Below are 14,292 nucleotides of genomic sequence, written 5' to 3' on the forward strand. Positions count from 1 at the left end.
GATACGCGGACGACGGCCGGTCCCGGAAGTGAACCTTCCGGGACCGGCCTTCTGCGACAGTGGGGGGATGCTGCGAGGGATCTTCGACGGGGATGCCGAGTTGTACGAGCGGGCCCGGCCCCGCTATCCCTCCGGGCTGGTCGACGCGCTGGTCCGGCAGGCGGACCTGGGGCCCGGCAGCCGCGTGCTGGAGGTGGCGCCCGGTACGGGCCAGCTGACCGTGCCGCTGGCGCGGACCGGCAGCGGCCTCACCGCCGTGGAGCTGGGGCCCGCCCTCGCCGCCGTGGCCCGGCGCAATCTCGCCCCGTATCCGCGGGCCCGGGTGGAGGTGGGGGAGTTCGAGACCTGGCCGCTGCCCGGGGAGCCGTACGACCTGGTCGTCTGTGCCACCGCCTTCCACTGGCTCGACCCCGCCGTGCGGGTGCCCAAGATGCGGCAGGCCCTGCGGACCGGCGGGACTCTCGCCGTCGTCACCACAGATCATGTCGCCGGGGGGAGCGAGGACTTCTGGGTCGAGGTGCAGGGGTGTTACGAGTGGTGGGACCCCGACGCCACCGAGCCGGGCCTGCGGCTGACCCCGCAGGACGATGTCCGGGCCGACACGGCCGAGTTCGACCGTGCGGACGGGCTCGGCCCGGTCACCGTGCGGCGCTTCGCGCGCGACATCACCTACACCGCCGATCAGTACATCGACGTCCTGCGCACCTACTCCGGCCACCGTGCCCTCGACGGGCAGACGCGGGCCGGACTGCTCGGCTGCGTCAGGCAGTTGATCGACGGCACGTACGGCGGAGTCATCACCAAGCGCTACCTGCACGAGCTGATCACGGCGCCGGCACGCTGACCGCCGTGCCGTCGGAGCCGTCCGGCGCGGGCACCGGCGCCGGTCCGCGCTCCAGGATCACGTACGCGAGGCCGCCCACCACCCCCGACAGCAGGAAGCTGCAGTCCACCCCGCCGGTCAGGGAGAGCAGCGGCCCTTCGTAGGAGGGCAGCGAGACCGCCGCGAGGCCCACCGCCGCACCGAGCGCCCAGCTCACCGTCGCCGGGATGTTCCAGCCGCCGCGGTACCAGTACACCCCGCCCCTGGAGCGGCGGTTGAAGACCTGGAGCGCCTGCGCGTCGTAGGAGCCCCCGCAGCGCGCGAACCCGACCAGGGTGATCACCGCCCAGGGCGTGCCGATCGCCGTGAGCAGGAGCACGAAGGACGTCATGGCGTCCTGCGCCTCCCACGCGTAGTGCCCCGCGAACACGCACCCCGTGGCCACCACCGCCACCGTGTACGTCGCCCGGGCCCGCGAGGCGCGCGGCAGGATCGCGTCCAGGTCCAGGCCCATCGAGTACAGCATCAGGCCCGCGTTGCCGACCGACCCCGCGGAGGCGGCCAGGAGCAGCGGGACCAGGTACCAGCCGGGGGATGCGGAGACCAGCGGCCCCGCGTAGTCGAGCGCCGCCCCCGCCGCGTACGCCGTGAACGTACCGAAGAGCTGCGGCACCAGGAGACCCGCGAGCAGGCCGGCCCATGAGGCGCGCAGGACCGTGCGCGAGCCGTGCCGCGCGGGAGAGATGTAGCGCGTGTAGTCGCCCAGGAGCGTGATGAAGGCGATCGGGCCGCTCAGGCCCGCCGCCACCAGGGCCAGGAGCCACGTCGGCCAGAAGGAGCCGAGGAGGTAGCCGCCCGTCTCCGGGAGCGCCGACGTCGTGAAGTCGGGGGCGTACGCCACCACCCCGAGGACCAGGAGCGCCGTCATGCCGACCGCGAGCACGCGCGACAGGCGCAGCAGCACCCGGTAGCCGTACACCGCGCCCGTCACCGTGGCGGCGGCGAGCAGCGCGTACACGATCCCGTACGAGAGGCCGCCCGTCGGAAGCCCCGTCAGGCGGTGCAGGACGCCCACCATCACGTCGCCGCCGATCCAGATGGTCAGCGCGGTGTAGCCGAGGGAGAGCAGGAGGCCCACGATCGAGCCGACCAGGCGGCCCCGCACGCCGAACTGGGCCCCGGAGGACGTGGAGAGGTTCGTGCCCGTACGGAGCGAGACCAGGGCGAGCGGTGCCGTGAGAGCCGTGCCGATCACCGTGCCCGCCACCACGGCCGTGACCGACGCCCACCAGCCGAGGCCGAACGACACCGGCAGCCAGCCGAAGACGATCACCCCGAGGCAGAGGTTGGAGCCGAGCAGGATCGAGATGAGATCGCGGGGGCCGCTGGTGCGTTCCCCGTCCGGGATGGTGTCGACTCCGCGCTGTTCTATCGGCATGAGGGTGCCCCTGACGCTCGATCGTGGCGGCCTGCGCACACAGGTCGCCGTTCGACTATTTGAGTGCCGCTCAATGTGACCTGAGTCAAGCTCGCACGTCAATGTTTCCGTCGCGTCAATCTCGTGGTTAGAGTGTTGTTCAAACGATGGAGGTGTGGTGGCGTGCGGCTTACCCCCACGGAACGCGACCGGCTGCTGCTCTTCGGGGCCGCCGAGCTGGCCAGGGCCCGCAAGGCGCGCGGCCTCAGACTCAACGTCCCCGAGGCGACCGCGCTGATCGCGGACACGGTGTGCGAGGCGGCCCGCGACGGCGCCCGGCTCGCCGAGGCGATCGAGCGGGCACGCTCGGTTCTCGGGCCCGACGACGTCCTGCCGGGCGTCGCCGATGTCGTGACCGAGGTGCATGTGGAGGCCGTCTTCGACGACGGATCCCGGCTCGCGGTCGTCTCGCAGCCGATCGGCGCGGGGGAGGGAGCGGGCCTCGGCAGCGAGGCTCCGGGGGCGCTGCTCCCCGGCCCCGAGCACGCGGACCTCGCGCCGGTCGCGACGATCGCCGTGCACAACACCGCCACCGTCCCCGTCTCCGTGACCTCGCACTTCCACCTCTTCGAGGCCAACCCCCGGCTCGACTTCGACCGCCCTGCCGCCTACGGCATGCGGCTCGCGGTGCCCGCCGGGTCCTCGGTCCGCTTCGGGCCCGGCGAGAGCGTCGAGGTCGGGCTCCTTCCGATCGGCGGCGAGCGGATCGCGATCGGCTTCGCCGGCCTGGTCGACGGGCCCCTTGACGCGCCGGGCGCCCGTGAGGAAGCGCTGCGCCGCGCCGCCGCCTGCGGCTACCTCGGCGTACCGGAAACCACCGAGCAGGAGGTCGAGCGATGAGCCGCCCCGGAGGCCACCCCGCCGAACCGCGCCGCCTCACCCCGTACGAGTACGCCGCCACCCACGGCCCCCGCGCGGGCGACCGCGTCCGGCTCGGCGACTCGGGCCTGACCGTCCGGGTGGAGTCCGACGCGCAGAAGCACGGGGAGGAATTCCTCGCCGGTTTCGGCAAGACGGCCCGCGACGGCCTGCACCTGAAGGCCGCCGCCGTCCGCGAGACCTGTGACGTCGTGATCAGCAACGTCCTGGTGATCGACGCCGTGCAGGGCATCCGCAAGGTGTCGATCGGCATCCGGCAAGGCCGCATCCACGCCATAGGGCGGGCCGGTAACCCGGACACCCTCGACGGGGTCGACGTCGTGGTCGGCACCGGCACGTCCATCGTGTCGGGCGAGGGCCTGATCGCCACCGCCGGAGCCGTGGACACGCACGTCCATCTGCTCTCGCCGCGCATCATGGAGGCCTCGCTCGCCTCCGGCGTCACCACGATCATCGGCCAGGAATTCGGGCCCGTGTGGGGCGTCGGCGTCAACTCCCCGTGGGCGCTGCGCCACGCGTTCAACGCCTTCGACGCCTGGCCGGTCAACATCGGCTTCCTGGGCCGGGGTTCGTCCTCGCACGACGCCCCGCTGATCGAGGCGCTCGCCGAGGGCGGCGCGTCGGGCTTCAAGGTGCACGAGGACATGGGCGCCCACACGCGCGCCCTGGACACCGCACTGCGGGTCGCCGAGGAACACGACGTACAAGTCGCCCTGCACAGCGACGGGTTGAACGAATGCCTCTCCGTCGAGGACACCCTGAAGGTGTTGGAAGGGCGGACCATCCACGCCTTCCACATCGAGGGCTGCGGCGGCGGGCACGTGCCCAACGTCCTGAAGATGGCGGGCGTGCCGAACGTGATCGGCTCCTCCACCAACCCCACGCTGCCCTTCGGGCGCGACGCCGTCGCCGAGCACTACGGCATGATCGTCTCCGTCCACGACCTGAAGACGGACCTGCCGGGCGACGCCGCGATGGCCCGCGACCGCATCCGCGCCGGGACGATGGGCGCCGAGGACGTGCTGCACGACCTGGGCGCCATCGGCATCACCTCCTCCGACGCCCAGGGCATGGGGCGCGCGGGCGAGACCGTACGCAGGACCTTCGCCATGGCCGGGAAGATGAAGGCCGAACTCGGCCCCATGGACGGCGACGGCGCGGGCGACGACAACGCCCGCGTCCTGCGCTACATGGCCAAGCTGACCATCAACCCCGCCATCGCCCACGGCCTCGCGCACGAGGTCGGCTCCATCGAGGTCGGCAAGATGGCCGACGTCGTCCTGTGGCGGCCCGAATACTTCGGTGCCAAGCCGCAGTTGGTCCTGAAGTCCGGCTTCCCCGCCTACGGAGTCGTGGGCGACCCGAACGCCGCCACCGACACCTGCGAACCGCTCGTCCTGGGCCCGCAGTTCGGTTCGTACGGCGCGACGCCCGCCGACATCTCGGTGGCCTTCGTCGCGCAGGCCGCCGTCGACCAGGGCAACGACTCGATGCCGACCCGGCGTCGCCGCGTCGCCGTGCGCGGCACCCGCGGCATCGGGCCCGCCGATCTGCGCCTGAACTCCCGCACCGGCTCCATCGACGTCGACCAGCGCTCCGGCCTGGTCACGCTCGACGGCGACCCGGTCCGCTCCGAGCCCGCCGACTCGGTCTCCCTCAACCGCCTCTACTTCCTTTAAGGGTGTACGTCATGAGCGCAGCCGCCGACGGCTTCCGCATGCCCGCCGAGTGGGCCCCGCACGAGCGCACCTGGATGGCGTGGCCGTGCCCCAACCCGACCTTCGACGATCCCTCGGGCCTGGACGAGTCCCGCCTCGCCTGGGCGAACGTCGCCCGTGCCGTACGCCGCTTCGAGCCGGTCACCGTGGTCTGCGGACCCGCGCAGGCCGCGTACGCGTCGGAGCTCCTCGGCCCGGACATCGAGGTGGTGGAGCGGGAGCTCGACGACGCCTGGATGCGGGACATCGGGCCGACGTTCCTCACCGACGGCAAAGGCGGCCTCGCCGCCGTCGACTGGACGTTCAACGGCTGGGGCGCCCAGGAGTGGGCCCGCTGGGACCACGACGCGAAGGTCGGCGCGTACGTCGCCGACCTCGCCGGAGCCCGGACGTACCCCTCGACGCTGGTGAACGAGGGCGGCGGCATCCACGTCGACGGCGAGGGCACCGTCCTGCTCACCGAGACGGTGCAGCTCGGCCCCGAGCGCAACCCCGGCTGGACCAAGGAGCAGGTCGAGGCGGAGATCCACGCCCGCCTCGGCACCACCAAGGCGATCTGGCTGCCGCGCGGCCTCACCGCCGACTACCCCGGCCACGGCTTCGGCACCCTCGGCCACGTCGACATCGTCGCCGCCTTCGCCGCGCCCGGCGTGGTCCTCGTCCACTCCCAGCGCAACCCCGATCACCCCGACCACGAGGTCAGCAAGGAGATCGTCGCCGCCCTCACCGGACAGACGGACGCGCGCGGCCGCACCCTGCGGATCGTCGAGGTGCCCGCCCCGACCGTCCTGAAGGACGCCGAGGGCTGGGTCGACTACTCCTACATCAACCACTACCTCTGCAACGGCGGCGTCGTCCTGTGCGCCTTCGGCGACCCGAACGACGAGATCGCGGCGGGCATCTTCCGCGGTCTCTTCCCGGACCGGACCGTGACGCTCGTCGACGCCCGTACGATCTTTGCCGGGGGTGGTGGCATCCACTGCATCACCCAGCAGCAGCCGAAGGTGTGATCAAGGAGAACGAAATGGCAGGTCAGGCCCGCGCGCGGAAGAACGCCCCACCGCGCGAGGACGTATTGGCCTGCGCCATGGAGATGATCGCCGAGCGCGGCCTGGAGAAGCTGACCATGGCCGCGCTCGGCCGTGAGGTCGGCATGAGCAGCGGCCACCTCCTCTACTACTTCCGCACCAAGGACGAACTGCTCCTGCGCACCCTGGAGTGGAGCGAGTCCGCGCTCGGCACCGCACGCGGCAGGCTGCTCGCCCGGCGCGGAACGGCCCGCGAGCGCCTTGACGCGTACGTCGATCTGTACGTCCCCGACGGCCCCGGCGACCCCCACTGGACGCTCTGGCTGGAGGTCTGGAACCGCTCCCTGAACGCCGACGAGGACGAGCGCGACCGGCAGGTCGCCATCGAGAGCGCCTGGCACCGGGACCTGGTGGCGCTGCTCGCCGAAGGCGTATCGCGGGGCGAGTTCGGGGCGCTCGATCCCGACCGGTTCGCGGCCCGCCTGCGGGCGCTGCTCGACGGGTTCTCCATCCATGTGGCGATCGGCCTGCGCGGCACCGGGCGTGACCAGATCCTCGCGCACGTCAGGGAGTTCCTGGACGGAGCACTCGCCTCCGGTGCCGCACAGGACCCGGATATCCCCGTCTAGGTTGTACGCGTTCCTGCGGATTGTGCGTCTCCTGGTGGTGCGCTTGTATCCCCGTGGGCCCTCGGTATCGGGCCGGGGGCTGCGACAGGTTTTGGGGGAAGCCATGTCCACTGCCAGAGGTGTGTCCGTTGCCGGGCGTGTGTCCTTGCTGTCCGGGAGCGCCTTGCTGGTCACGGCACTCGGCGCGACGGCGTTACCGGCCGCGGCGCAGGACGCGCCGCACGGGCCGTCCGCGCCGCGGGTGGAGCGCGTGAGCACCGCGGCCGACGGGACCGAGGCCGACGGGCCCTCCCGTACCGCGTCCATCTCGGGGAACGGCCGCTACGTCGCCTTCTACAGCGACGCGGAGAACCTGACACAGGGGCATCAAGGACCGTACGACTGGGCGTTCGTGAAGGACCTTCGGACCGGTGAGGTCAAGCGCCTGCGGAACTCCATGGCCGCGCCCGTGATCAGCGACGACGGGCGGTACGCGGCGCACACCGGCTGGGGCTCGCACGGCATCAACGTCTTCCTCACCGACCTGACCACGGGGGAGATCAAGCAGATCGACGGCCGGGGCTTCAAGTACAGCGCGTCCTCGCCGGCCATCAGCGCGAACGGCCGCTACATCGCCTACGACCTCCAGCCGCAGCATCCGGGAGATCCCCGGCGCGTCGAGGTCTACGACCGCGAGAGCGACACCCGCGAGGTCATCAGCGACGGACCGCCCGACGCGGCCCGCGACATGGTGGACCCGTCCATCAGCTCCGACGGCCGCTACGTCGCCTACGAGGACAAGGGCACCGCCCGGGTCTGGCTCCGCGACCGCACCACGGGCAGCCTCACCCGCGTCGACGACGGCACCCCGTCCGAGCTGGCGCAGGTCAACGGCCGCACGGTGGCGATGAACGGCCCGGACGGCGCCTACGTACGGGACCTGCGCACGGGGAAAGTCCAGCACTTCGCGGGAGGAAGCGCGCAGGCGGTCAGCAGGGACGGCCGTCAGCTCCTGTACGGCGTCCACGGCGACGGACAGTCCGACATCAGGCTGCGCCACCTGCCCAGCGGCCGTGAGCGGACGATCGGCCACAACGGAGGCGCCACGGCAGGGGCGTTCGCCGACAAGGGCCGCGGCATCGTCTACGCCTCGGACGACCCGGACATCGTGCCGGGCGACACGAACGGCGTGAGCGACATCTTCAAGCGGACAGTTCCAGGAACACCGCAACCATAAGAGCATCCCGCGCATCACAGACATTGCACGCACTGAACATCCGCACACCACGGGGGATTTGAAGCATGCACAGAACCAAGCGCCGCGCCGCCCTGGCCGCCGCGGCACTCGTCGCCGCGGTCACGGCCGCCACCCTGCCTGCCGCGTCCGCGGCGCCCGGCGCCGCCGCGAGCACCGAACGCGTCAGCGTCGGCCGGGGCGGGACGCAGGCCGACGGGGCGTCGGAGTTGCCGGACGTCAGCGACGACGGGCGTTACGTGGTCTTCTCGACGGAGGCGAAGAACCTCGTGCCGGGCGACACCGACACCTGGCCCGACGTCTATGTCCGCGACCTGAAGCGCGGCACGGTCGAACGGGTCAGCGTGCAGGACTCCGGCGCCGAGTTCACCGACTTCACGGGCCAGCGGCCGACCATCAGCGGCGACGGCCGCTACGTGACCTTCGCCGCCGTCTCGTACGACAAGGACGGCAATTACTACAGCGGCATCTACCTGCGCGACCTCAAGAAGAAGCGGACCGAGCTCGTCAGCCTCTCGGACGCGGACAAGCCCGTGACCGGAGAGGGCACGACGGCCGCGCGGACGAGCGCGGACGGCCGGTACGTCGCGTTCGTCTCGCAGCTCAAGGACAACGGCGACTACGTCGACGGGATGAACAGCGGCGTGTACGTCCGCGACCGCAAGAAGGGCACCACCAAGCGGATCAGCGAGATCGTCACGGGCGGCGCCAGTTCCTCGTACTACATCGCGCAGTTCACCACGAGCGCCGACGGCAGCCACATCGGCTACTCCATAGGCCAGCAGCGCCCGGGCCGCGACGGGCGGACCTACATCTACGACGTGAAGGCGGGCGAGGGCAGGCGCCTGGACCTCACGCCGTCGGGCGCCGACCGTGAGGTCGGCGTGGAATCGCTGAGCCGCGACGGACGCTACGGCGTCTTCGCCGCGCGATCCGGCGATCTCGTCCCCGGCGACACCAACGAGAAGTACGACATCTTCCGCATCGACCTGCGCACCGACGCCATCGAGCGGATCGTGTACGACGCCGCGGGCGGCCAGACCGACGGCGACTCGATCGAGGCCCGGATCACTCCGGACGGCCGCCGTGTCGTGTTCAATTCCAGCGCCTCCGGTCTCGTCGCCGGCGATCCGGGCCAGGGCTCGCTCTACGTCCGCGATCTGCGCACCGGCAAGAACCAGCGCGTGGACGTGCCGCAGGGCGGCGGCGACGCCGACTCCCGCGTGTCCCACTTCGGGATGGACGCGGACGCGAAGACCGTGGCGTTCTCGTCGGACGCCACGAACCTGGTGGCCGGTGACACCAATGAGGTGCGGGACATCTTCGTACGGCACCTGCGGTAGAGCCGGGGTCCACGCCACGCGGGCGGCGCGTCCATGCGCCGCCCGCATGGTGAGACGGGGCAGCGCGGTGTGCGCGGGCTGTGGCAGGCTGCCACCGTGCTCTCGTTCGCCATGATTATTGGCAGCAGGCGCGCCGGTCCGCAGTGACCGTCTCGTACCACCATGTACGGGCGGACACCGTCGTCTCTCAGACCCGCGCGCAAACCTCTCGTACCCACGAGGGGTTTTTTCGTTTCCTGGCCCAACATCAGCCGGACGCGGAGCGCGGGGGATCATTGAGGCGGTGGAGCCGGTCATTCCGGTAGACCGAGATCCGACACAGGAGCCAGATCAGCATGACGGAAACCAGCACACCCGACGATTCGTTCCACGTCTTTGACACCACGCTGCGCGACGGCGCGCAGCGCGAGGGAATCAACCTGACCGTCGCGGACAAGCTGACCATCGCCCGGCACCTGGACGACTTCGGCGTGGGCTTCATCGAGGGCGGCTGGCCGGGTGCCAACCCCCGCGACACCGAGTTCTTCGCCCGCGCGCAGCAAGAGATCACCTTCCGGCACGCCCAGCTCGTCGCCTTCGGCGCCACCCGCCGCGCGGGTGGCTCGGCGGCCACGGACCCGCAGGTCAACGCCCTGCTGGCGTCCGGAGCCCCGGTCATCACGCTCGTCGCCAAGTCCCATGACCGGCACGTCGAACTCGCTCTGCGCACCACCTTGGAGGAGAACCTGGAGATGGTGCGGGACACCGTCTCCTACCTCGTGGAGCAGGGGCGGCGCGTCTTCGTCGACTGCGAGCACTTCTTCGACGGCTACCGCGCCAACCCCGAGTACGCGAAGTCCGTCGCCCGCAACGCGTCCGAGGCGGGCGCCGACGTCGTCGTCCTGTGCGACACCAACGGCGGCATGCTCCCCGCCCAGATCAAGGCGATCGTCGGCACCGTCATCGCCGACACCGGCGCCCGGCTCGGCATCCACGCCCAGGACGACACGGGCTGCGCCGTCGCCAACACCCTCGCCGCCGTCGACGCGGGAGCCACGCACGTGCAGTGCACCGCCAACGGCTACGGCGAGCGGGTCGGCAACGCCAACCTCTTCCCCGTCGTCGGCGCCCTCGAGCTCAAGTACGGCAAGCAGGTCCTGCCCGAGGGCGCGCTGCGCGAGATGACCCGCGTCTCGCACGCCATCGCCGAGGTCGTCAACCTCACCCCCTCCACGCATCAGCCTTACGTGGGCGTATCGGCCTTCGCCCACAAGGCGGGCCTGCACGCCTCCGCCATCAAGATCGACCCGGACCTCTACCAGCACATCGACCCGGACCTCGTGGGCAACCGCATCCGGATGCTGGTCTCGGACATGGCGGGCCGCGCCTCCATCGAGCTCAAGGGCAAGGAGCTCGGCGTCGACCTCGGCGACGACCGCGAGCTGGTGGGCCGGGTCGTCGAGCGGGTCAAGGAGCGCGAGCTCAACGGCTACACGTACGAGGCGGCGGACGCCTCCTTCGAGCTGCTGCTCCGCGAGGAGGCCGAGGGCCGCGCCCGGCGGTACTTCCGTGTCGAGTCCTGGCGGGGCATCGTCGAGAACCGGCCCGACGGCACGCACGCCAACGAGGCGACCGTGAAGCTGTGGGCCAAGGGCGAGCGCATCGTCGCCACGGCGGAGGGCAACGGCCCGGTCAACGCGCTCGACCGGGCGCTGCGGGTCGGCCTCGAACGGATCTACCCCCAGCTCGCCAAGATGGACCTCGTCGACTACAAGGTCCGCATCCTGGAGGGCAAGCACGGCACGTCCTCCACCACCCGGGTGCTGATCTCCACCAGTGACGGCGACGGGGAGTGGTCGACGGTGGGCGTCGCGGAGAACGTCATCGCGGCGTCGTGGCAGGCCCTTGAGGACGCCTACACGTACGGCCTGCTGCGGGCGGGCGTCGAGCCCGTGGAGTAGGAAACCGGGACCGCCGCGGACCTCCGTCCGCGGCCCGGCTGAGTTAGCTTCGAAGTATGAACAATGGGGCGAAGCGAATAGGTGTCGCGCTGTCCGGGCTTCTCGTGGCTCTGGGTGCCGTGTCGTTCACGGCGGCGCCCGGCGCCGCCGCCGGGGTGCGGGCCGCGAGCGTCCCGGCGGTGGCCGACGCCTGGGAGAAGAGCCCGGTGTACGTGGACCCGGCCGCCTCGGACCAGCTGTCCGGCGCCGACACGAAGGCCCTCGCGCAGAAGATCAAGGACGCCGACAAGCCGGTCTTCGTGGCGGTGCTGCCCGCGGACTTCCCGAAGAAGGATCTCTTCAACAAGCTGCGCACCGAGACCGGTGTGACGGGCCTGTACGGCATCCGGCTCGGTGACGCCTTCGACGCGAAGGCCGACCAGCAGGTCCTGGGCAGCAACGCCGTCTCCAACCTCGTCACGACGTACGGCGACGAGGCTGACACCAAGACCCAGCTCAACGCCTTCGTCGACCAGGCCGTGAAGGACGCACGGGGCTCGGCGCCCGACTCGTGGGGCGCCGCCGGTTCCGACGACGGCGTCAACGTGGCCGCTCTGGTCGGCGTCGGCGCGGTGCTCGTCGCGGGCGGCGGGGCCGCGTACGCGGTGGTCCGGCGCAACCGCAGGCGGCGGGCCGAGGAGCAGCGGGCGGCCCTGGAAAAGCTGCGGGTCGTGGTGGACGAGGACATCACGGCGTACGGCGAGGAACTGGACCGCCTCGACTTCCACCCCGCGGAGGCGGGCGCGGACGACGCGATGCGCGCCGACTACGAACGCGCCCTGGACTCGTACGAGAACGCGAAGTCGTTCATGGCGGCGGCACAGCGGCCCGAGCAGGTGCGGGCCGTCACCCAGTCCCTGGAGGACGGCCGCTTCTCGCTCGCTCTCCTCGCCGCGCGCCGGGAAGGCCGGGCGCTGCCGGAGCGTCGTGCGCCCTGCTTCTTCGACCCGCGCCACGGCCCCTCGGTGAAGGACGCGCAGTGGGCGCCGCCGGGCGGGACCGAGCGGACGGTCCCGGTCTGCCTGGCGGACGCGACGCGTCTGGCGGACGGCGAGGAGCCCATGTCCCGGACGGTGGCCACGGACTCGGGGGAGCGGCGCCCGTACTGGGAGGCGGGCCCGGCGTACGGCCCCTGGGCCGGCGGCTACTTCGGCGGCGGCCTGCTGCCGGGCCTCCTGGTCGGCACGATGCTGGGCGGCATGATGGCGAGCCCCGCCTACGCGGCGGACTACGGCGCGGGGTACGGCGACTTCGGCGGCGGGGCGGGCGCCGGGTTCGAGGGCGGCGACTACTCGGGCTCGGACTTCGACCCCGGTGACTTCGGGGGCGGTTTCGGGGGCGGGGACTTCGGCGGGGGCGGGGACTTCGGGGGCGGCGGGTTCTAGGGAGCACCGGGTGACGGCTGCTCGGGGTTGACGTCACTCGAGATCGACGAGACGATACGTATCGTTCCGTCTTCCCGTTCGTTTCGTCGAGAGTGCGCCGGCCCGGAGGTCTTCCCATGCAGCACGTCCCGCACATGCGGCCCACGCAGCAGTACGTCGACGTCGCCCCCGGCGTCCGCCTCTGGACGGAGCGGCGCGGTGCGCCCGACGCGCCCGCGCTGCTCCTGGTCATGGGCGCCCAGGCAGCCGGCCTCGGCTGGCCCGACGCCCTGGTCGACGCGCTCGCCGCCCGCCATCAGGTCATCCGCTACGACCACCGGGACACGGGGCGCTCCACCACCGCCTTCGACGAGCACCCGTACGCGATCACCGACCTGGCGCGGGACGCCGTGGCGGTCCTGGACGGCCTCGGGGTCGAGCGGGCGCACCTGGTGGGCATGTCCCTCGGCGGGATGCTGACCCAGCTCGTCCTGGCCGACCACCCGGAGCGCGTTCTCAGCGCCACCCTGATCGGCACGTGCGCGCTCAGCGAAACGCCGTACGCGGCCCCGGACGGCACGGAGATCCCGGTCGCCGAACTCCCCGGCATCCATCCGGAGGTTCTCCAGATGTGGTCCCGCCCGGTCGAGGACAAGGGCGTGGAGGCCGAACTGGACCGCAGGGTGGAGCACTGGCGCGTCCTGAACGGCGGCATGCTCGACGTCGACGACGCGTACTTCCGCGATCTGGAGCGCCGGATCATCACGCACACCGGCACCCACGTCGCCTCGACGGCCCACGCCAGGGCCGACGACTCCCACATGCTCCGCACCGGCGAACTGGCCGCCACGAAGGTCCCCGTGCTCGCCGTCTCCGCCACGGCCGAACCCGTCTTCCCGCCCCCGCATCCGCACCACCTGGCGCAGGTCATCGGCGGCGGCAGCCAGGTGGTGGAGATCGCGGGCATGGGACACGCGCTGCCCCCGGCGGTACACGGCCCCCTCGCGGAAGCGATCCTGACGCACACCGCACGGGCCTAACGGCGCTGCCGTTCCGCCGCCGCGTGCCACCAGGCCGGTGGCGAGGGGCCGGCCACGCGGGACGCGGGCTGGTCCGGGTGCAGGCCCAGCGGGCGGAGTGCGTCCGCCCGGACATGGATCACGAGAGAGCCGCGCCAGTGACCGTCCGGCCCCGGGCCGCACATGTGGTCCACGTACACCTCGTCCGGCGCGAACGGCATCCAGTCGATGCCCCGCTCACGCAGTCAACCGCGCAGAGCGGCGAGCGGCCGTGGCCGGCCGGGGCGTTCTCGTACGAGGCGACGGTGATCCACTCGTCGTGCCGGTCCGGGGTCATGCCGTCATCATGCCAGGGCGCCGCCCAACTCCGTGAGCTCCGCGGAGAGTTGCCAGAGGCGGGCCGCCGACTCCGGGTCCCTGGCCCACGGCTTGACGCCGCCGATCAGCATGTCGTCCGTCGTGGCGGGCTCCGCGACGTCGCAGTCCTGGCAGTACGCGCCGCCATGGGCGTCCAGCAGCGGTGACGTCGCCGCCCAGACCGCCGTGGCCGCGCCCTGCGCCGGGGTCTTGAAGCCCTGCGCCGGTGTGCCGTCGTCGGACATCCAGCCCTGCGCGAGCTGCTCCTCGCGGGGGATGTGGCGCTGGAGCGGAGTGAGGATGCTGCCGGGGTGCACGGAGAAGGCCCGTACGCCGTTGCCTGCCGCGCCCACGGTGTCGAGGTGCAGGGCGAAGAGCGCGTTCGCCGTCTTGGACTGGGCGTAGGCCAGCCAGCGGTAGAAGCCCTGGTGGAAGTGCGGGT

The 14,292-nt window shown here is 71.7% G+C and carries 12 protein-coding genes and 1 pseudogene; 10 read left to right on the plus strand and 3 right to left on the minus strand.

The window, feature by feature from the left end; translation table 11 throughout:
* The first annotated feature begins 67 nt into the window (after positions 1-67).
* On the plus strand, positions 68-844 hold the full coding sequence (locus ACQKIP_RS10670; RefSeq protein WP_365865801.1) for a class I SAM-dependent methyltransferase: 777 nt from the start codon (positions 68-70) through the stop codon (positions 842-844).
* Here the strand turns inward: ACQKIP_RS10670 and ACQKIP_RS10675 are convergent.
* Positions 825-2,261, minus strand: a complete 1,437-nt coding sequence (locus ACQKIP_RS10675) for a cytosine permease (protein ID WP_365865803.1) — start codon at positions 2,259-2,261, stop codon at positions 825-827. The two genes, ACQKIP_RS10670 and ACQKIP_RS10675, sit on opposite strands and share 20 nt — an antisense overlap.
* Before the next feature lie 162 nt (positions 2,262-2,423).
* On the opposite strand from ACQKIP_RS10675, the gene ureA reads away from it, so the two are divergent.
* The 9 genes from ureA to ACQKIP_RS10720 all read left to right on the plus strand — a co-directional run bounded on the left by ureA (position 2,424) and on the right by ACQKIP_RS10720 (position 13,514).
* Complete coding sequence (gene ureA, locus ACQKIP_RS10680) at positions 2,424-3,140, plus strand: urease subunit gamma (RefSeq protein ID WP_365865805.1); 717 nt, start codon at positions 2,424-2,426, stop codon at positions 3,138-3,140.
* Positions 3,137-4,858, plus strand: a complete 1,722-nt coding sequence (locus tag ACQKIP_RS10685) for an urease subunit alpha (RefSeq protein ID WP_365865807.1) — start codon at positions 3,137-3,139, stop codon at positions 4,856-4,858. Before ureA ends, ACQKIP_RS10685 begins: the two co-directional genes overlap by 4 nt.
* An 11-nt stretch (positions 4,859-4,869) precedes the next feature.
* A complete protein-coding gene (locus ACQKIP_RS10690) occupies positions 4,870-5,907 on the plus strand; it encodes an agmatine deiminase family protein (RefSeq protein ID WP_365865808.1) in 1,038 nt (345 codons plus the stop codon).
* A gap of 14 nt (positions 5,908-5,921) precedes the next feature.
* The gene (locus tag ACQKIP_RS10695; protein WP_365865810.1) at positions 5,922-6,554 is read left to right on the plus strand and encodes a TetR/AcrR family transcriptional regulator; all 633 of its coding nucleotides are present in this window, start codon (positions 5,922-5,924) and stop codon (positions 6,552-6,554) included.
* A gap of 250 nt (positions 6,555-6,804) precedes the next feature.
* Entirely contained in the window at positions 6,805-7,770 is a 966-nt protein-coding gene (locus ACQKIP_RS10700) for a WD40 repeat domain-containing protein (RefSeq protein WP_365865811.1), read from the plus strand.
* Between the two features lie 65 nt (positions 7,771-7,835).
* A complete protein-coding gene (locus ACQKIP_RS10705) occupies positions 7,836-9,131 on the plus strand; it encodes a TolB family protein (protein WP_365865813.1) in 1,296 nt (431 codons plus the stop codon).
* Positions 9,132-9,466: 335 nt separating this feature from the next.
* Positions 9,467-11,071, plus strand: a complete 1,605-nt coding sequence (gene cimA, locus ACQKIP_RS10710) for a citramalate synthase (protein WP_365865815.1) — start codon at positions 9,467-9,469, stop codon at positions 11,069-11,071.
* A gap of 56 nt (positions 11,072-11,127) precedes the next feature.
* Positions 11,128-12,495: a hypothetical protein gene (locus ACQKIP_RS10715; protein WP_365865817.1), complete on the plus strand. Its 1,368-nt coding sequence runs from the start codon at positions 11,128-11,130 to the stop codon at positions 12,493-12,495.
* Positions 12,496-12,611: 116 nt separating this feature from the next.
* Entirely contained in the window at positions 12,612-13,514 is a 903-nt protein-coding gene (locus ACQKIP_RS10720) for an alpha/beta fold hydrolase (protein ID WP_365865819.1), read from the plus strand.
* On the opposite strand, the gene ACQKIP_RS10725 is transcribed toward ACQKIP_RS10720, so the two are convergent.
* Together ACQKIP_RS10725 and ACQKIP_RS10730 are read right to left on the minus strand one after the other, a co-directional pair.
* On the minus strand, positions 13,511-13,714 hold the full coding sequence (locus tag ACQKIP_RS10725) for a hypothetical protein (protein ID WP_365865820.1): 204 nt from the start codon (positions 13,712-13,714) through the stop codon (positions 13,511-13,513). The two genes, ACQKIP_RS10720 and ACQKIP_RS10725, sit on opposite strands and share 4 nt — an antisense overlap.
* 123 nt (positions 13,715-13,837) lie before the next feature.
* Positions 13,838-14,292 (minus strand): annotated as a pseudogene (locus tag ACQKIP_RS10730) (oxidoreductase); the annotation flags it as partial.

The organism is Streptomyces sp. NPDC059900, assembly GCF_050270335.1.
Lineage (GTDB): Bacteria > Actinomycetota > Actinomycetes > Streptomycetales > Streptomycetaceae > Streptomyces.

Coding starts and splice junctions, on each gene's coding strand:
- ACQKIP_RS10705 (WP_365865813.1), top strand. CDS start 7,836: ATGCACAGAACCAAGCGCCGCGCCGCCCTGGCCGCCGCGGCACTCGTC.
- ACQKIP_RS10720 (WP_365865819.1), top strand. CDS start 12,612: ATGCAGCACGTCCCGCACATGCGGCCCACGCAGCAGTACGTCGACGTC.
- ACQKIP_RS10695 (WP_365865810.1), top strand. CDS start 5,922: ATGGCAGGTCAGGCCCGCGCGCGGAAGAACGCCCCACCGCGCGAGGAC.
- ACQKIP_RS10675 (WP_365865803.1), bottom strand. CDS start 2,261: ATGCCGATAGAACAGCGCGGAGTCGACACCATCCCGGACGGGGAACGC.
- ACQKIP_RS10725 (WP_365865820.1), bottom strand. CDS start 13,714: ATGCCGTTCGCGCCGGACGAGGTGTACGTGGACCACATGTGCGGCCCG.
- ACQKIP_RS10670 (WP_365865801.1), top strand. CDS start 68: ATGCTGCGAGGGATCTTCGACGGGGATGCCGAGTTGTACGAGCGGGCC.
- ACQKIP_RS10685 (WP_365865807.1), top strand. CDS start 3,137: ATGAGCCGCCCCGGAGGCCACCCCGCCGAACCGCGCCGCCTCACCCCG.
- ACQKIP_RS10690 (WP_365865808.1), top strand. CDS start 4,870: ATGAGCGCAGCCGCCGACGGCTTCCGCATGCCCGCCGAGTGGGCCCCG.
- ACQKIP_RS10715 (WP_365865817.1), top strand. CDS start 11,128: ATGAACAATGGGGCGAAGCGAATAGGTGTCGCGCTGTCCGGGCTTCTC.
- cimA (WP_365865815.1), top strand. CDS start 9,467: ATGACGGAAACCAGCACACCCGACGATTCGTTCCACGTCTTTGACACC.